This window comes from Acetobacter sp. DmW_125128, from assembly GCF_008704325.1.
Lineage (GTDB): Bacteria > Pseudomonadota > Alphaproteobacteria > Acetobacterales > Acetobacteraceae > Acetobacter > Acetobacter oryzifermentans.
In genome coordinates this window covers 153,700-169,765 of sequence record NZ_VHOP01000018.1, presented here as the reverse complement: position 1 = coordinate 169,765, position 16,066 = coordinate 153,700, and the positions used below count along the sequence as shown (strand labels likewise).

At 53.1% G+C, this 16,066-nt stretch carries 19 protein-coding genes; 10 read left to right on the top strand and 9 right to left on the bottom strand.

Features of this window, described 5'->3' with window-relative positions; genetic code table 11:
- Positions 1–15: 15 nt before the first annotated feature.
- Both FKW19_RS07510 and FKW19_RS07505 read left to right on the top strand, forming a co-directional pair.
- Positions 16–840 (top strand): RadC family protein, encoded by an 825-nt coding sequence (locus FKW19_RS07510; RefSeq protein WP_089179904.1) that lies wholly within the window; start codon positions 16–18, stop codon positions 838–840.
- Positions 837–1,601 (top strand): RadC family protein, encoded by a 765-nt coding sequence (locus FKW19_RS07505; protein WP_006115128.1) that lies wholly within the window; start codon positions 837–839, stop codon positions 1,599–1,601. The genes FKW19_RS07510 and FKW19_RS07505 overlap by 4 nt, the downstream gene beginning before the upstream one ends.
- Positions 1,602–1,623: 22 nt before the next feature.
- Here FKW19_RS07505 and FKW19_RS07500 read toward each other — a convergent pair whose 3' ends face one another.
- From FKW19_RS07500 to FKW19_RS07490, 3 genes are read right to left on the bottom strand one after another with little or no spacing between them, the layout of a single operon-like run.
- Positions 1,624–2,805: a 5-(carboxyamino)imidazole ribonucleotide synthase gene (locus tag FKW19_RS07500; RefSeq protein ID WP_089178883.1), complete on the bottom strand. Its 1,182-nt coding sequence runs from the start codon at positions 2,803–2,805 to the stop codon at positions 1,624–1,626.
- Positions 2,802–3,350 carry a 5-(carboxyamino)imidazole ribonucleotide mutase gene (gene purE / locus FKW19_RS07495; protein ID WP_006115130.1) on the bottom strand — a complete coding sequence of 183 codons (549 nt, stop codon included), beginning with the start codon at positions 3,348–3,350 and terminating at the stop codon, positions 2,802–2,804. The genes FKW19_RS07500 and purE overlap by 4 nt, the downstream gene beginning before the upstream one ends.
- A gap of 44 nt (positions 3,351–3,394) precedes the next feature.
- Positions 3,395–3,601 carry a YdcH family protein gene (locus FKW19_RS07490; protein ID WP_006115131.1) on the bottom strand — a complete coding sequence of 69 codons (207 nt, stop codon included), beginning with the start codon at positions 3,599–3,601 and terminating at the stop codon, positions 3,395–3,397.
- A 239-nt stretch (positions 3,602–3,840) separates the two neighbouring features.
- On the opposite strand from FKW19_RS07490, the gene FKW19_RS07485 reads away from it, so the two are divergent.
- Positions 3,841–4,005 (top strand): YdcH family protein, encoded by a 165-nt coding sequence (locus FKW19_RS07485; protein WP_080585990.1) that lies wholly within the window; start codon positions 3,841–3,843, stop codon positions 4,003–4,005.
- A 69-nt stretch (positions 4,006–4,074) separates the two neighbouring features.
- Here the strand turns inward: FKW19_RS07485 and FKW19_RS07480 are convergent, their stop codons facing one another.
- The 3 genes from FKW19_RS07480 to rpmE all read right to left on the bottom strand — a co-directional run bounded on the left by FKW19_RS07480 (position 4,075) and on the right by rpmE (position 5,829).
- A complete protein-coding gene (locus FKW19_RS07480; RefSeq protein WP_035351508.1) occupies positions 4,075–4,665 on the bottom strand; it encodes a DUF1013 domain-containing protein in 591 nt (196 codons plus the stop codon).
- A gap of 243 nt (positions 4,666–4,908) precedes the next feature.
- Positions 4,909–5,415 (bottom strand): Hsp20 family protein, encoded by a 507-nt coding sequence (locus FKW19_RS07475; RefSeq protein ID WP_035351759.1) that lies wholly within the window; start codon positions 5,413–5,415, stop codon positions 4,909–4,911.
- Between the two features lie 183 nt (positions 5,416–5,598).
- A complete protein-coding gene (gene rpmE / locus FKW19_RS07470; protein ID WP_006115134.1) occupies positions 5,599–5,829 on the bottom strand; it encodes a 50S ribosomal protein L31 in 231 nt (76 codons plus the stop codon).
- On the opposite strand from rpmE, the gene FKW19_RS15415 reads away from it, so the two are divergent.
- The 3 genes from FKW19_RS15415 (at position 5,828) to FKW19_RS07460 (ending at position 7,087) form a co-directional block, all read left to right on the top strand.
- Positions 5,828–5,977, top strand: a complete 150-nt coding sequence (locus tag FKW19_RS15415; RefSeq protein ID WP_162269445.1) for a hypothetical protein — start codon at positions 5,828–5,830, stop codon at positions 5,975–5,977. The two genes, rpmE and FKW19_RS15415, sit on opposite strands and share 2 nt — an antisense overlap.
- Before the next feature lie 140 nt (positions 5,978–6,117).
- A complete protein-coding gene (mscL, locus tag FKW19_RS07465; RefSeq protein WP_006115135.1) occupies positions 6,118–6,597 on the top strand; it encodes a large conductance mechanosensitive channel protein MscL in 480 nt (159 codons plus the stop codon).
- A gap of 85 nt (positions 6,598–6,682) precedes the next feature.
- A complete protein-coding gene (locus tag FKW19_RS07460; protein ID WP_116100289.1) occupies positions 6,683–7,087 on the top strand; it encodes a hypothetical protein in 405 nt (134 codons plus the stop codon).
- A 71-nt stretch (positions 7,088–7,158) separates the two neighbouring features.
- Here the strand turns inward: FKW19_RS07460 and secF are convergent, their stop codons facing one another.
- Positions 7,159–8,109 carry a protein translocase subunit SecF gene (gene secF / locus FKW19_RS07455; RefSeq protein WP_063353915.1) on the bottom strand — a complete coding sequence of 317 codons (951 nt, stop codon included), beginning with the start codon at positions 8,107–8,109 and terminating at the stop codon, positions 7,159–7,161.
- 12 nt (positions 8,110–8,121) lie between these two features.
- Positions 8,122–9,687: a protein translocase subunit SecD gene (gene secD, locus FKW19_RS07450; protein WP_006115138.1), complete on the bottom strand. Its 1,566-nt coding sequence runs from the start codon at positions 9,685–9,687 to the stop codon at positions 8,122–8,124.
- 234 nt (positions 9,688–9,921) lie between these two features.
- Here secD and FKW19_RS07445 point away from each other — a divergent pair, with 234 nt between their 5' ends.
- From FKW19_RS07445 to FKW19_RS07435, 3 genes are all read left to right on the top strand, one after another.
- On the top strand, positions 9,922–10,902 hold the full coding sequence (locus tag FKW19_RS07445; RefSeq protein ID WP_035351501.1) for a Gfo/Idh/MocA family protein: 981 nt from the start codon (positions 9,922–9,924) through the stop codon (positions 10,900–10,902).
- 188 nt (positions 10,903–11,090) lie between these two features.
- A complete protein-coding gene (locus FKW19_RS07440) occupies positions 11,091–13,022 on the top strand; it encodes a ribonucleoside-diphosphate reductase subunit alpha (RefSeq protein ID WP_035351500.1) in 1,932 nt (643 codons plus the stop codon).
- A 73-nt stretch (positions 13,023–13,095) separates the two neighbouring features.
- Positions 13,096–14,115 carry a ribonucleotide-diphosphate reductase subunit beta gene (locus FKW19_RS07435; protein ID WP_006115142.1) on the top strand — a complete coding sequence of 340 codons (1,020 nt, stop codon included), beginning with the start codon at positions 13,096–13,098 and terminating at the stop codon, positions 14,113–14,115.
- A 5-nt stretch (positions 14,116–14,120) separates the two neighbouring features.
- Here the strand turns inward: FKW19_RS07435 and FKW19_RS07430 are convergent, their stop codons facing one another.
- Positions 14,121–14,876, bottom strand: a complete 756-nt coding sequence (locus tag FKW19_RS07430; protein WP_063353917.1) for a tRNA1(Val) (adenine(37)-N6)-methyltransferase — start codon at positions 14,874–14,876, stop codon at positions 14,121–14,123.
- A 117-nt stretch (positions 14,877–14,993) separates the two neighbouring features.
- Here FKW19_RS07430 and FKW19_RS07425 point away from each other — a divergent pair, with 117 nt between their 5' ends.
- Positions 14,994–16,064 carry a polyprenyl synthetase family protein gene (locus tag FKW19_RS07425; protein WP_006115144.1) on the top strand — a complete coding sequence of 357 codons (1,071 nt, stop codon included), beginning with the start codon at positions 14,994–14,996 and terminating at the stop codon, positions 16,062–16,064.
- The last annotated feature ends 2 nt before the right edge of the window (positions 16,065–16,066 follow it).

Here is a 16,066-nt window from a genome sequence, read left to right as displayed (position 1 = left end):
AAACGGAGCAATGGAATGGGGAGACAGTCGGCTGAGCAGAAAAGGCAAAAAAAGCCCAGCAGCTTTGCAGTAAAGGCTGACACAACCCAAGGTTGTTTAAATGCACCGCAAGGTGCCCTGCCTGTTTTTGAAAGCACCGGCCCTACAGGGCATCGCAAACGTATGCGCCAACGCGTGTTGGCCCAGGGCGCAGCTTCCTTGGCTGATTACGAATTGCTGGAAATGCTGTTGTATGTCGGGATTCCACGTAAAGATACAAAGCCCTTGGCAAAAAGCCTTATCAATACGTTTGGTAATTTGCAGGCTGTGCTGGAAGCAGGAGAAGAAAATCTGCGCCAGATCAGTGGTGTTACACGGGCAAGTGTCGCAGTATTGCAAGATGTGGCCTGCGTGGCAGACCGGTTGCCAGAAAGTGGTGAGGAATCACGCCAGTTTTTGGGCAACTGGGACAGTATTTTAGAATATGCAGATGTTTATCTGGCAAATGCCCCCAGAGGGCAGGTGCGTGCCTTGTTTCTGGATAGCCGCAACCAGTTAATTGCCGATGAAACGGTGCCAGCGTTTTTGCATGAAGGCAGCAGCCATGAGGCTATGGCCTGTATTCGGCAGGCTGTGGCGCTGGTTTTGCAACGTGCATTGGCTTTGCATGCCTGTGCGTTGGTAACTGTGGATTTGGTGGCAGAAAATCAAACGCTGGATCAAAGCCTTGCGCAAAATGCGCCTTTTGTAAGGGAATTGCAGCGTAGCGCCCCATTGTTGGCGGTGGAGGTGCATGATCATATTACCATTGGGTGGGGTGAATGGCGTAGCTTTAACCACCACGCAGGGCCGAAATTTTGACGCGCCCACCTACAAAACCCGAAAAAAAAGCGACAAGTCAATTTGCTGATGCCACGCATTTTCGGCTGAATGTTTCAACTGCGGAAGCTATTGCGTTTCCAGCCGAAATTTATGGCGGCACAGTGCCAGAAGCTTCTGAGGCGGAAGAAACGGATTTTTCTCTGCTATGCAGGCTTATAGTACAGGCACAGCCGCGTAATGCTAAAGCACAGGAACAGGCACAGAACTTATTACATGAATATGGAAACCTGTCCGCAGTAATGGCAGCTATAAGCTGGCAGGAGCCAAGTAAAAGCATAAAGGCATTGCCAGAGGCTGCACGCGTTTTGCTGATGTTGGCGCGTGAAACTGGGTTGCGTATCCAACGCGCAAGATTACGCCGTTCTGGCATATTGGCTGATAGCACACAGCTTTATGCGTATTTACGGGCTGTTATGGGGCCTGAAAAGCGCGAACAGGTGCGCGTATTGTTTCTAAATGAAAAGCACCAGCTTCTGGTTGATGATGTTATGGGGCAGGGCACGGTGGATCATACGCCTGTCTACCCGCGGGAAATTGTATCACGCGCCTTGCAGCTCAAAGCTACTATTCTGGTGTTGGTGCATAATCACCCAAGCGGAGACCCAACGCCTTCAGCCGATGATGTGGTGATGACAACGCAAATTTGTGGTGCAGCAAAAATTATGAATATCCACGTATGGGATCATATTATTGTTGCCGGAGAAAAGCTGTTGAGCATGCGTGAAGCAGGGCTTCTGTAAATATCCTGCTTCACGCAGTGTCTTAACTGGCGGCTGTGTCTTCTTTTGGTTCCGGGGCAGCGGTTTTGGTGGCCAGTGGCCCCAAAGCATCCTGAATACCCAAATTGCCGGGAAGTGCGCCGTAGGGGAACAGAATATTCACATGCCCCATTTTACGGCCAACGCGGGCTTCTTTCTTGCCGTATAAGTGCGGAATAAAGCCTTGAGTAGCCATAATTTGTGGCAACAGAGCCATATCTTCCGGCCCAACCAGATTTTTCATGATGGCATCAGAATGGCGCACAGCATGGGGCAAAGGCAGCCCCGCAACTGCACGGATGTGCATGTCAAACTGATCCTGTGGGCAGGCGTTCATGGTCCAGTGGCCCGAATTATGGGGGCGAGGGGCCATTTCGTTCACCAACAGGTTGCCGGTGCGATCAACAAACATCTCAACGCCCAGAATGCCAACCAATTCCAGTTTTTCTGCAATAGTGGTGGCCAGTTTTACGGCCTGCGCGGCAATGTTTGGATCAATAGGGGCCGGAGCTAGTGTAAGGTCTAGAATACCATTCCAGTGCCGGTTGAGCGCTGGATCAAAACACCGCACCGTACCATCGGCACTGCGCACCACCATAACGCTAATTTCGCAGGCAAAATCTACCATACCTTCTGCAACCAGAGGATGTGGTGCCAAGGCGTTAAAAGCATCTTCCAGATCATGGATATGGTGCACACGGCGCTGGCCTTTGCCATCATATCCATTGCGGGTGGTTTTGAGAATCAGCGGTAAGCGAACTTTTTCTGCGGCTTCATGTAGGGTTTTTACATCTGTGACCGCATGCCACGGTGCTAATGGGATGCCCGCAGAAGCAAAAAAAGTTTTTTCAGCCAGTCTATCTTGGCTGATGCGCAAAATATGGCCCGAAGGATGCACAGGACAGTGTGTGGCCAAAAGGTCCAACGCATCTGCACTGATGTTTTCAAACTCAAAAGTTACAACATCAACCGCGCTGGCAAATGCATCCAGTGCTACCGGATCATCATACTTGCCGCATGTTACAGCGTGAGAAACCTGAGACGCCGGGCCATTGGCCTCGGTTGTCAGAATATGTGTGCGAAACCCAAGGCGTGCAGCTGCAATGGCAGACATACGGCCAAGCTGGCCACCGCCCACAATGCCGATAACGGCATTGGGCTTAAGCGGAGAATGTGAGGAGGTCATTTATCTTCGGTAATGGGGGAGTTGGGGACAGAGGCTGTTTGCAATGCACGCCATGTTTCAAGCCGCGCAGCAAGGGCCGGATTGTGCAGCGCCAGAATGGAGGCTGCCAGCAAGGCTGCATTTTTTGCCCCGGATGCACCAATAGCCAAAGTGCCCACGGGCACGCCACCGGGCATCTGCACAATAGAAAGCAGGCTGTCCATGCCTTTAAGTGCGCGGGATTCTACCGGAACACCTAAAACGGGCAGGCGTGTCCATGCCGCGCACATACCCGGCAGATGCGCAGCCCCGCCAGCACCAGCAATAATGACATTTAGCCCGCGTTCGGCTGCTGTGCGTGCGTAATCAGCCAGCCGATCTGGTGTGCGATGTGCTGAAACAATTAGGGTTTCATGCGGGATTTCCAGCTCGGTCAGCAATCCATCCGCATGGCGCATGGTTTCCCAATCTGACTGGCTGCCCATGATAATCCCCACAACTGGGGCAGAGGCTGCTTTGTCATCTAAAGCATCGGAAGCGGAGGGCAGGGGGGCGGTTTCGCTCACGGTAGGTATCTATCCGGGTTTTCTAAAGTCTGTAACGGGGTGGTTTAGGCGATATCATCAGGGATCAGAAGGCTTTCAACCTTGGTGATCTGATCTTTTAACAGGAGTTTACGCTTTTTAAGCCGCTGGAGATATAGTTGATCAATAAAGGTGGTTTCATGCCCCATCCGGCTGATAACTGTATCCAGATCTCTGTGTTCACTACGCAGTTCATGCAGTTGGGCAAGCAGTAAATCGCGATCTCGCAGCATGATGTCCTGTCTCCTTCACCACTGATGCGGAATCGTGCGCCGGGTCTGGCGGCCCGCAGAGTGAATAGCATGCCCGAAGCAGTGTTTACCATGTAAGAGCCGGACGCCAGCCAGGATTACAAAAAAACTTCTATGCTCAGCCCGCATGCCAGCAGGGCGTGATATATGAAATTAACATGAACTTTCTTATCCTCAGTACGTTAGCGTTTGTGGGTCATCAATCGAGTGGAGGCACCCAAATGACACGCCTTTCAAGGATCGAGAGTCTTAAATCGCGCCATTTCCGTATTGATCAGAAAATTATGAGCGAAGGTGGACGCCCCAGACCGGACGAGCGCGTGCTGATGTGCTTAAAATTACAAAAGCTACGAATAAAGGAAGAAATAGAGCGCCTTTCGGTTTAACGCCGTATTTGGCAGCTTAAATGCTTCTGAGGCAGAAAGAACGATCTTCTGCCTCAGGGCATCATTCCATTAGTTTTCGGAAGAGCTAAAGCTTTCCATATCTGTTACGGGCGCAGGAATTTCCTGCCCATCACGTTCCAGACGCATATTGGCTTCGTGCACGGCAGCGTTCAGATCTGTTTGGCTGCACAGCCCCACGGTTACCGGATCACGCGGTTTGATGTTGGGGGTGTTCCAATGCTGCTTGTTGCGCACTTTGGCAATGGTATCTTTGGTGGTGCCAAGCAGCTTAACAACCTGCTGATCGCTCAGTTGCGGATAGTTGCGCAGCAGGAATGCAATGCCATCCGGACGATCATGACGTTTAGCAACAGGCGTATAACGCGCCCCCTTGGAGCGACGGCGCACAGGGTTGTTAGAAGGTAGAATTTTCAGCCGTGCGTTGGGGTCTTTTTCACAACGCTGGATTTCTTCCTGCTTGAGCTGGTGATTCGCAACCGGATCATACCCGACAATACCATGTGCCACTTCGCCATCAGCAATGGCCTGCACTTCCAGCGGGTGCATACCGCAGAAAGCGGCAATCTGTTCAAAACTGAGAGCAGTTTTTTCAATCAGCCACACAGCAGTTGCTTTGGGCATTAACGGTAGGGTCGTCATGTTTTTGTATTCCTGTCGTCGGGCGGCGCTTGCGCAGGCACCGGGAACTTGACGGCCCGGAACGTGTTCCGCAGGCCTGCGTGCCTGCCGGCGCGCATCTGTGCCACGATATGGGGGGAGTGGCAGCTTCAGGTCAAGCCGCAATACACATAACGGCTCAATATTCTACACATTAAATAAGGGGGAAACTGCAGCTTCCCCCTTGCTGGGCCTATATGAAGTGTATTGGTAACACTTCAGCAATCAGGCGGCTGTGGCAATAGATTGCTGAGGTTGCTGCGACACCTGATTTTTCTGCTCGGTTGTAACGGCACGTTCTTCTGGCGTGGTGCTGACAGTTTTAACAGGAATACGGCGTGGCTTAAGCGCTTCAGGAATAATCTGCTGCACCGTAATGCGCAAAAGCCCGTTATTCATTTCTGCGCCTGTTACTTCCACATGGTCTGCCAGTGCAAAGCGGCGTTCAAACGCACGGCGGGCAATGCCTCGGTGCAGGATTTCTCCTTCATCCTGCGGAGCATTAACGCGGCCAGATACAACAAGCGTGTTATCCTGCACCACCAGTTCTATATCTTCCGGCCCAAAGCCAGCTATGGCCATGGTAAGCGTGTAGCTATCACTTCCCGTTTTGGCGATATCATAGGGCGGAAAGCTGGAGTTGCCCGGTGAGCGGGCCGCAGAATCCATAACCTGTGCAAGGCGGTCAAAGCCAATTGCCGTGCGAAATAGCGGTGTAAAATCGTAACTCATGTAAGAACCTCCTCGTTCAGCAAGGTTCTGCCGGTTTTGCCAAGACCCCCGAAGGCAATCGTGCCCGGCAGCATTTTTTGGCGGAAACCCCATATGCGGGCATTTCCTTACCCCTGAACGTGGAAAGCCCCGCGCTCTTTTTCAAGAGGCGGGGCTTTTCTGCATACGCAAAGAACTGAAAAATCAGCCTTTTTTGCGGGTGCCAATACCAGCAAAACGCTTGTTGAACTTGGCAACCTGGCCCCCGGTATCCAGCATACGCTGCACGCCTGTCCAAGCTGGGTGAGACTTGGGGTCAACGTCCAGACGGAGCGTGTCGCCAGCCTTACCATAGCAGGAGTTCGTCTTGAATTCCGTGCCGTCAGTCATGACAACATTGATTTCGTGATAATCGGGGTGAATGCCGGGTTTCATGAAACTGGTTCTTTCGTTACAGCAGAAAGGGCCCGATACCGACCGGGCCAAGATTGCCGTGCATATAAACGAAATGCGTATGCTGGATCAACCGTTCATTTGCCTTGTTGGGCATGATAATGAAGTGAAGCATATAAAGGGCAAATAACAGCGTTTGTGCAGCATTTGTGTTACAGAATACCTTAAATATTAAGAAAAATGTGTCAATCTTGATACAGGGGCTTGAGGAAAAAGCAGTAAAACGGCTACCTCTGGGCGGATTTTTCAGTATTAAACAGGAATTTTTGTATGGCTGACCTTAAATCTCACGTCCATGCCCCAGGTTGGGTGGGCGAGTTCCGGGCGTTCATCATGCGCGGCAACGTTGTTGATCTGGCTGTTGGTGTTATTATTGGTGCTGCGTTTACATCCATTGTGAACAGCTTGGTAAAAGACATCTTCAACCCATTGATTGGTCTGCTTATCGGCGGGATTGATTTTTCCAACCTGTTCATCACGCTTAAGGGCCCGCATCTGGCAACTCTGGCAGAAGCCCAGAAAGCAGGTGCTGTTACACTGAACCTTGGCTTGTTCCTGAACGCCGTTATCCAGTTCCTGATTGTAGCCATGGCTATTTTCTGGATGGTTAAAGCCCTGACACGCTTGCATGTGCGTGAAGATGAAGAACCCAAGGCACCGCCGCCGCCATCCAAAACCGAAGTTCTGCTTGAGCAGATTCGTGATGAACTGGCAGCCAACAATAAAGATCAGGCACCGCATCAGGGCTAATACGCCTTATGCCAGCCACCATTGGCTTAAAATGGTAGCTGTGTGATCTGTTCCCGGAAAGTGGGATATGGGATATGCTTCTTATATGAAGTGCTCCCGATCCGGCTTTCCGGTTTTTTTTCGTTCAGCAATAGGTGTTCTGGCCATTTTAGGGTTGGCAGGGTGCCAAAGCTCACGCGGGTTGAAGGTGCAGGAAACACCGCGCACATTGCTGTACAGTTACGTCATAGCCAATGGTATGGCGCGCGGGCGGATAATGACAGAAGATCTGCCACCTGCCCAAGTCTTCAATATTATTACAACAGACAGAAACGCGCTTTTGGCTATTCTGGCGTTTCGGGATAAACCAACCCGGCGCAGGCTGCGGAAGGCGGGCCAGAAGGTGGAAGATTTTATTGGCGCGGTGGAACAACCCACGCAGCCTCTTTCTCCTGCATTGTCTGGCGCCATTCTTTTACCACCACCACCAACATCCGGTTTCATGCGCTAGACATAAAAAAACGGAGCAGGGTGCATAACCCGCTCCGTTTTTGTTGGCTTATTGTTGCAAGGAAAAGCGTATCAGCTTTTCTGCTGCGCCGGGGCTGGGCCAGCCTTGGCACCACGTTTTAGTCTGCCTTCTCCCATAAACAGCAGTAGCGGCGCTGCAATGAAGATGGAGGAGGAAGTACCCACCACAATGCCGAACAACATGGTCCATGCAAAACCGGAAAGCGTAGCGCCGCCCCATAGCGCCAGCGGAAGAGCTGCCAAAAACACGGTGGAGGATGTGCCCAAAGTACGGTTCAGCGTTTCGTTAATGGAAAGGTTGATCAGTTCCATCAGGGGCATGGTGCGATATTTGCGCAGGTTTTCACGCACGCGGTCATACACCACCACCTTATCATTGGTGGAATAGCCCAGAATGGTCAGAATGGCGGCCACCATCACAAGGTCAAATTCAAAACCCGTGATAACCAGAAAGCCCATGGTTTTGGTCAGGTCCAGAACCAGCGTGATCACGGCGCTAAGGGCAAATTCCCACTCAAAGCGGAACCAGATGTAAACCAGAATCATGGCCAAGCTGAGCCCAAGGGCCAGCATACCATTGCGGAACAGCTCGGCCGAAACAGAAGCGCCAACCGCATCAGCCCGCAAAATGGTGGTGCCGGGCTGTGCATCTGTAACCGCGCGGCGCACAGTGTCCACCACGGCATCTGTATTCTGGTCATCTCCGGCATCTAGGCGGATCAACACATCATCGGGTGCGCCAAATGCCTGTAGCGATGCGTGGGAGATATGCTGTGCCGCCAGCGCCGTACGCAGCTTGGCAAAATCTGCCGGGCCGCTGGTTTTGGCTTCCACCACAATGCCGCCTCTAAAATCCAGCCCCAGCGTAAGGCCGGGGTGGAAGAATAGAATAATAGAGGCAATGGAAAGCACGGCCGAGACAATAAGCCCCATGTACCGGCCACGCATGAAGTTGATATGCGTGTCTTTGCGCACAAAACGCAGAAGAGGACGTCCGAACATAATGGCCTCGCTTCAGACAGGCAGGCTGGCAGGGCGCGTACGCGCATACCAGCGGGCCATAAGCATGCGGGAAAGCAGCAGGGTGGTGAACAGCGTGGTGGCAATACCAATGGTAATGGTTAGCGCAAAGCCACGCACCGGCCCGGTGCCAAATACAAACAGCATGACATGGGCCAAAAAGGCCGTGGCATTACTATCTACAATGGTGGAGGTGGCGCGTTCAAACCCGGTTTGCATGGCAGCCAAAGGGGTGCGGCCACGGGCTACTTCTTCACGTATGCGTTCGTTAATCAGAATATTGGCGTCCACCGCCATACCCAAGGTCAGCAGCATACCCGCCATACCCGGCAGTGTAAGTGTAGCTTCGAACAGAGAGAGAATGGCAACCATCAGCACAAGGTTGGCCAGCAGGGCGATATCTGCGTACCAGCCAAAGCGGCCATAAAACAGCACCATAAAAACCACAACCAGCAGGAAGCCAACGCCAAGGCTGAGAATACCGGCCCGAATGGAATCGGCCCCAAGAGATGGCCCGATGCTGCGCTGTTCCACCACGCTTAAAGGTGCGGGCAGTGCGCCAGCGCGGAGCATAAGTGCCAGATCCGTGGCTTTCTGGGCATCAAATCCGCCCGTAATCTGCCCGTTACCGCCCGTAATGGGGGTGCGGATAACGGGGGCTTCAATCACCTTGTTATCCAGAACAATGGCGAAGCGTTTGCCAACATTGGTTTGCGTAACAGATGAGAAAGCGCGCGTGCCCACTGAATCGAAAGAGAAGCTGACAGCCCATTCGCCTGTTTGCTGGTCAATCACTGCGCCTGCGTTGGTCAGGTCTGTGCCATCCACATCCACATGGTCAAAAACAGGCAGGGGGCCGCCTTCCGCCGGGTTAGCCATGGGCACAAGGCTCACACCCGGGGGGGCATAGGTGGCGTGCAGCGGGTTGGAATCTACCAGCCGGAAGGTCATTTTGGCCGTGGTGCCAAGCAGCGCTTTAATCCGTTCTGGATCACTGATGCCGGGCAGCTCTACCACAATCCGATCATCGCCCTGACGGGTGATTTCGGGGTCAACCGCGCCCGTGCCATCAATACGCCGACGCACAATCTCGATAGACTGTGTCACAGCCTCCCGCGCGCGGGCCTTAATGGCATCTGCAGAAAGCACCAGAGCGATTGTGCCGTCATCCTGCTTTTTAACGCTGAATTCATTGGGCACAACGCGGGGCAGCTTGTCCAGCGTAGCAACATCCCTATCTGCTTCAGCCGTATCACGCGGTTGGAAGGAGACGGTGTTTTTGTCGGCATTCACGTTGATGTTCTGATAACCGAGCTGAGATTTCAGCAGGGCATCACGCGTGTTTTCTGCCAAGGTCTGGAGCCTGTCGTGCGTGAGGCTTTTAAGGTCAACCTGCATCAGCAGGTAAGACCCGCCCCGCAAATCTAACCCCAGATGGATTTGACGCCATGGTATGGAAGGGAAAGGCTTGCGCATACCGTTGGGTAGGCACAGCAGCAGGCCCAACAGGCACACGCCCAGCACCGAGGCCAGTTTGAGGCGGCTGTAATACATTCTCACCTGATCGCTTGCAGTTTTCTTGCCGGGAACATGCCGCCCCGGCAGGCGGGATGCAACCGTTGTGCTGCATTATTCGCGTTTCATACCTGTTGTATGGCCGCCACACCAAGATGTACGTGGCCAAACTGCATCAGTTTGCGGCAAGGCTGCCTGTTGTTGAGGGCGCTTGCATTCGGCTACGGGGGTGCTACGCCTGCATGCAGTCTTGTAGGGCACAAAAAGAAGGCGGATTTCATGGCTGAAACACTTAAGGTTGGCGTAATTGGAGCCGGACATTTCGGACGTTTTCATGCCTTGAAAGTGCGCCACGTTGCGCGGGAAACGCTGGTGGGGCTGTTTGATCCCGATAACAAGCGCGCGGCCTTGGTAGCAAAAGAAGCCGGATGCCCCGTTATGCAGGATGTTGATACCCTACTGGCAGCGTGTGATGCCGTGGTTGTGGCTGCTCCAGCAGAATTTCATTTTGAACTGGCAGTGCAAGCGCTGCGTGCGGGCAAGCATGTGTTGGTGGAAAAGCCCATAGCCGCCACGCTGGAACAGGCAGATTTTCTGGTTACTCTGGCGCATGAAAGCGGGCTGGTCTGTCAGGTTGGGCACCTGCTGCGTTATTCTGCCGAGCACGATGCCATTACCCAGCGTATCACCCGCCCTCTTTATATAGAGGCCACACGCATTGCCCCCTACAAGCCGCGCGGCACGGATGTATCCGTTATTCTGGATCTGATGATCCATGATTTGGATCTGGTTCTGGCTATTGTAGATAGCCCTATTGCGCAGGTGGATGCCTTGGGTGCGGCGGTAAGCTCTGCTCATGAAGATATTGCCAATGCGCGTGTGCGGTTTGAAAACGGCTGTGTGGCCACCATAACCGCCAGCCGCATCTCGCTAAAAACGGAACGGCGCATGCGCCTGTTTTCTGAGGAAGGCTACTTGTCCGCCGATTTTGTAAAACGGGAACTGACAATGATTGGCCGTGATCGGGGCCTTCCCTTACCGGGTACAGGCGGATTCCGGCGCGAGCATATCACGTGGAAAGAGCATGATTCGCTTATGGCTGAACACGAAGCTTTTGTTGCTGCGTGTCTGGACGGTGCCCCTGTGGTGGTGGACGCAAATGCCGGTCGGCGCGCTCTGGCGGCAGCTCTGGCCGTGGCAGATGGTATTGCCGAATCTCGCCGCCGGATGGAGCTTTCCGGACTGATTCAGGCCGAATAAAAAAGCACCCCACAGAAGCGGGAGAAAACCGCCACTTTCAAAATTTCAAGCCCCTTTTTCTAGCTTTCTGTGCAAAAATTCACTAGATATAGGGGGCAAGATAGAGCACAAGCACGAGATATGGTGCGGAGGCAAAGCCCCCCATCCGACCCCAAAATTGACGCAGAAAATAGCGGAGTAACCCAGCCATGACCCTGATTGACGTACAGGAAAATGACATTCGTCGTTCCTCGTCCGGGGGGGCAGAAGCCGGGGAACCCGATCTGTTCAACGCTGGCAAGATGGAAGATATGGTGCAGTTGCCCGGCCACCACCAAGTGCGGGTAGATCGCTCTCGTGATGCGTTGCTCACACCTTTTGGCAAGGCCACGCTGGATAACCGTTACCTTTTGCCGGATGAAGGGTATCAGGATCTGTTTGGCCGTGTGGCCTCGTATTACGGGGCAGATGCAGCCCATGCCCAGCGCATTTATGATTACATCAGTAAGCACTGGTTCATGCCAGCAACGCCCGTTCTGTCTAACGGCGGAACATCACGCGGGCTGCCTATTTCGTGCTTTCTGAACGAAGCCAGCGATAGCCTGAAGGGCATTGTTGATCTGTGGAATGAGAACGTCTGGCTGGCCAGTAAGGGCGGCGGCATTGGTTCCTATTGGGGTAATCTGCGCTCCATTGGTGAAAATGTTGGCCGCAACGGCAAAACATCCGGCGTTATTCCGTTTATCCGCGTGATGGATAGCCTCACACTGGCTATTTCTCAGGGCTCTTTGCGCCGCGGGTCTGCTGCGGTGTATCTGCCAGTCTGGCACCCAGAAATTGAAGAATTTATCGAACTGCGTCGCCCCACTGGGGGAGATCCCAACCGTAAGGCGCTGAACCTGCATCATGGTGTGCTGGTGTCAGACGCCTTTATGCGGGCTGTGGAAAGCGATGATGAATGGGCGCTGATCTCCCCTAAAGATAGCAGTGTTATCCGTAAGATTTCTGCCCGTGGGTTGTGGATACGTATTCTTACGGCCCGCATGGAGCAAGGTGAGCCCTACATTGTTTACTCCGACCATGTGAACAATGCGCGTCCGGAACACCACAAGTTAGCTGGGCTAGAAGTCAAAACCTCCAACCTGTGTTCCGAAATTACGCTGCCAACCGGGATCGATCATCACGGTAAGGCACGTACGGCTGTATGCTGTCTTTCTTCCCTGAATCTGGAAACATGGGATGAGTGGAAGGATAACCCGCAGTTTATTGAGGACGTGATGCTGTTCCTTGATAATGTGCTGCAGGACTTTATCGACCGTGCGCCAGAAGATATGCACCGCGCCAAATATGCGGCCATGCGTGAACGCTCTGTTGGGCTTGGTGTTATGGGCTTCCACACCTTCCTGCAAAGCCGCAACGTGCCGTTTGAAAGTGTGATAGCAAAGGTCTGGAACCGTAAGATTTTCAAGCATATTCGTGAGCAGGCAGATGCAGCATCCCGCAAGTTGGCGGAACTGCGCGGCCCATGCCCGGATGCTGAAGAATACGGCGTTATGGAACGCTTTTCTAACAAGATGGCTATTGCGCCTACGGCGTCCATTTCCATTATTGCGGGGAACGCCAGCCCCGGCATTGAGCCAATTGCGGCCAATGTGTTCTTGCAGAAAACGCTTTCCGGCTCCTTTACCGTACGTAACCGGCATTTGCAGAAGCTGCTGGAGGAAAAAGGGCAGGATACGCCGGAGGTGTGGTCTTCCATTACCACCAGCAAAGGCAGCGTGCAGCATCTGGATTTTTTGACCCAGCAGGAAAAGGACGTGTTTAAAACCGCGTTCGAACTGGATCAGCGTTGGATCGTGGAGCATGCGGCAGATCGCCAGCCGTTTATCTGTCAGGCACAGTCCGTCAATCTGTTCCTTCCGGCCGATGTGCATAAGCGGGATCTGCACCAGATCCACTACATGGCTTGGAAAAAGGGCCTGAAATCTTTGTATTATTGCCGCAGCCTGTCTATCCAGCGTGCAGATACAGTGAGCAATGTTCTGGCCAAGAATGATGTGATGAATGTGGATTCATCCCAAGCATCGTCAGGTTCTGCATCAAGCGGGAATGACTACGAAGAATGCTTGGCCTGTCAGTAAGCATTGGCTACTAACAATTTGTTTATAAAAGAAATATGACGGCATCCTGCGTGTTGCCGTTAAGGGAGGCAGCATGAGCGAGCATATGTCTGGTCAGGAGCCGCAGCAGGAACAGAAGTTTGACCTGCTGACAGCCAACCCGGTTTACAAGCCGTTCCGCTACCCATGGGCGTATGATGCGTGGCTGACGCAGCAGCGGCTGCACTGGCTGCCAGAAGAAGTGCCTCTGGCCGATGATGTAAAAGACTGGCACCGCGTTCTGAACGAAGGTGAACAGCATCTGGTGACGCAGATTTTCCGCTTCTTCACCCAGTCCGATGTGGAAGTGAACAACTGCTACATGAAGCACTACAGCCGTGTGTTTAAACCCACGGAAGTGCTGATGATGCTTTCAGCTTTCTCTAACATCGAAACCATCCATATTGCAGCGTACAGCTACCTTCTGGATACACTCGGTATGCCCGAAACCGAGTATTCCGCTTTCCTTAAGTATAAGGAGATGAAGGATAAATACGATTACATGCAAACGTTCACGGTGGACAGCAAGCATGAAATCGCCAAAACGCTGGCAGCTTTTGGGGCCTTTACGGAAGGGCTTCAGCTTTTTGCCTCTTTTGCCATTCTGCTAAACTTCCCGCGCTTCAACAAACTTAAGGGCATGGGGCAGATTGTTTCATGGTCTGTGCGTGATGAAACACTGCATTGCCTGTCCATTATCCGGTTGTTCCGCGTGTTCATTCAGGAAAACCCTGAGCTGTGGACAGAGCAGCTACGCACGGAACTAACAGATATCTGCCGCACCATTGTAGAGCATGAGGAGGCCTTTATTGATCTGGCCTTTGAAATGGGTGCTGTAGAAGGGCTGAATGCGGAGCAGGTGAAAACCTACATCCACTTTATTGCAGACCGTCGCCTTACTCAGCTTGGGCTGGAGCCAATTTACAACACCACAACCAACCCGCTGCCGTGGTTGGATGATATGTTGAATGCCGTAGAACACACCAACTTCTTTGAAAACCGCTCCACAGAATACAGCCGTGCTTCCACAGCCGGTACGTGGGAAGAGGCTTTTGAAAACTCTGTGTTCGAATAAACAGCTTATAGCCCTGGCAACGGGGCGCCTTCTTCCAGCACTGTGCGGGCCGATGGCGTGAAAGCGCCATCGGCTTCGTGCAGCACCAGACCAGCCAAAACACGGGCTGGGCTTTTAACGCCTTTGCGGGCCTGCACCAAGACAATGCGCGATTCTCGCCCGGCCTTTGGCCAGAACGGATAAAGCGTAACACCCCCAAATCCGGATTTGCTCAGGCAGAAAATGGCTTGGTCTGCTAATGCCGCGGGTAAAGCAAGCGTAAGGCTGCCTTTATGGCGCAGGATTCGGGCTGCGCCTGCAATCCATGTGGGTAAGGTATCTGCCCCCATCCGCCGGGCCAGATCACGACGCGGGTGCGCCGAGGCTGTGCCTAAAGGGGCATGCCACGGTGGATTCGCCATGCAGTGGTCAAAATATTGTTCGGGCAGCGGGTTATCTTCCAGAAAAACATCGGGAAATGTGGCATTCAGAATCCTGATATTCTGCTGATGGTTGGCGACCATGTTTTGCTGGGCCAGGGTTGCTGTATCACTTTCTTTTTCCACGCCCGTGCCCTGAAGGGTGGGCGCGCGGTGGAGCAGGCAAAGCAGCCCGGCTCCAGCGCCACAGCCAATTTCCAGCACATGCTGGCCTTTACGGGCCGGTACAGCGGCAGCCATAAGCACGGGTTCCAACCCGGTGCGATAGCCTTGCAGAAACTGGCTATAGGAGATACGGCCACGCAAAAGCGTTCCGGGAGTAATGGCAAAACGAGCTGGCATGGTTTCCGATGGGAGCTATGTGTCTGGCTGGCTTGAATTCGTAGGCGCTTGACCGTTTTTCAGGTGCCTCGCATATAGAAGAACGTCAACTCATCCCATGGCTGGGGGATAAAACGTTTGGGTGTTGCAATCAGTCTGTCAGAAACAGGCAGAACCACAAGCCAGGATGGATCTGGAGTTTCAGTGAGTAAACCAGGAGAAGCAGGCCTGAAAGCGCTGGCCGATTATCTTGCGTCGGACATGCTTGCCTGCAATCAGGTCATTGTAGACCGTATGCAAAGCCCCGTGGCACTTATACCGCAGCTTGCGGCCCATTTAGTGGCGGCTGGCGGAAAGCGGCTGCGGCCCTTGCTTACTCTGGCTGCGGCCAGAATGTGCGGCTACAATAATCAGGATGGGCGCATGCGGCATGTAGAAATTGCCGCGTGTGTAGAATTCATTCACACAGCCACGCTGCTTCATGATGATGTGGTGGATGACAGCCAGCTCCGCCGTGGGCTGGCAAGCGCCAATGCCATTTTTGGCAACAAGGCTTCTGTGCTGGTGGGGGACTTCCTGTTTGCGCGGTCTTTCCAGATTCTAACAGCCGATGCCTCACTGGGTGTTATGGCGATTCTGTCTGCGGCTTCTGCCACGCTGGCGGAAGGTGAGGTCATGCAGATGACCACGCAGAATGATCTTTCCACATCGGTAGATCAGTATTTGCAGGTTATCTACGGCAAAACAGCAGCACTGTTTGCTGCTGCGTGCGAATCTGGCGCTGTCATTGGTGAAGCTACGCCAGAACAGCGTGAAGCATTGCGCATGTATGGTGCCAATTTGGGCATGGCTTTCCAGCTTGTTGATGATGCGCTGGATTATGCGGCAGATCAGGCCACACTGGGTAAGGAAGTAGGGGATGATTTCCGTGAAGGAAAAGTCACCCTGCCTGTTCTGGCAGCTTACGAAGCCGGGAATGAGGAAGACCGTATTTTCTGGCGCCGGGTGATTGAGGAATGTGATCAGCACCCCGGAGATCTGGAAGCCGCGTTGGGTCGTATTGCAGAAACAAATGCAATTGGGATTACCCTAAAATGTGCGGAAGATTACGCGGCTAAAGCACGTGAAAATCTTTCTATGTTCCCAGATGACACATTGAAAAACCTGCTGCTGGAAACGGCCAGCTATTCTGCCAGCCGCGAGCGTTAAGA

Bases quoted from the DNA above. Each gene is read 5' to 3' on its own strand.
- FKW19_RS07445 (WP_035351501.1), top strand. From the start codon at position 9,922: ATGGCTGAAACACTTAAGGTTGGCGTAATTGGAGCCGGACATTTCGGA.
- secF (WP_063353915.1), bottom strand. From the start codon at position 8,109: ATGTTCGGACGTCCTCTTCTGCGTTTTGTGCGCAAAGACACGCATATC.
- FKW19_RS07435 (WP_006115142.1), top strand. From the start codon at position 13,096: ATGAGCGAGCATATGTCTGGTCAGGAGCCGCAGCAGGAACAGAAGTTT.
- FKW19_RS07440 (WP_035351500.1), top strand. From the start codon at position 11,091: ATGACCCTGATTGACGTACAGGAAAATGACATTCGTCGTTCCTCGTCC.
- rpmE (WP_006115134.1), bottom strand. From the start codon at position 5,829: ATGAAACCCGGCATTCACCCCGATTATCACGAAATCAATGTTGTCATG.
- FKW19_RS07485 (WP_080585990.1), top strand. From the start codon at position 3,841: ATGACACGCCTTTCAAGGATCGAGAGTCTTAAATCGCGCCATTTCCGT.
- FKW19_RS07510 (WP_089179904.1), top strand. From the start codon at position 16: ATGGGGAGACAGTCGGCTGAGCAGAAAAGGCAAAAAAAGCCCAGCAGC.
- mscL (WP_006115135.1), top strand. From the start codon at position 6,118: ATGGCTGACCTTAAATCTCACGTCCATGCCCCAGGTTGGGTGGGCGAG.
- FKW19_RS07430 (WP_063353917.1), bottom strand. From the start codon at position 14,876: ATGCCAGCTCGTTTTGCCATTACTCCCGGAACGCTTTTGCGTGGCCGT.
- FKW19_RS07500 (WP_089178883.1), bottom strand. From the start codon at position 2,805: ATGACCTCCTCACATTCTCCGCTTAAGCCCAATGCCGTTATCGGCATT.
- FKW19_RS07490 (WP_006115131.1), bottom strand. From the start codon at position 3,601: ATGCTGCGAGATCGCGATTTACTGCTTGCCCAACTGCATGAACTGCGT.
- FKW19_RS07475 (WP_035351759.1), bottom strand. From the start codon at position 5,415: ATGAGTTACGATTTTACACCGCTATTTCGCACGGCAATTGGCTTTGAC.
- FKW19_RS07460 (WP_116100289.1), top strand. From the start codon at position 6,683: ATGAAGTGCTCCCGATCCGGCTTTCCGGTTTTTTTTCGTTCAGCAATA.
- FKW19_RS15415 (WP_162269445.1), top strand. From the start codon at position 5,828: ATGAAACTGGTTCTTTCGTTACAGCAGAAAGGGCCCGATACCGACCGG.
- FKW19_RS07480 (WP_035351508.1), bottom strand. From the start codon at position 4,665: ATGACGACCCTACCGTTAATGCCCAAAGCAACTGCTGTGTGGCTGATT.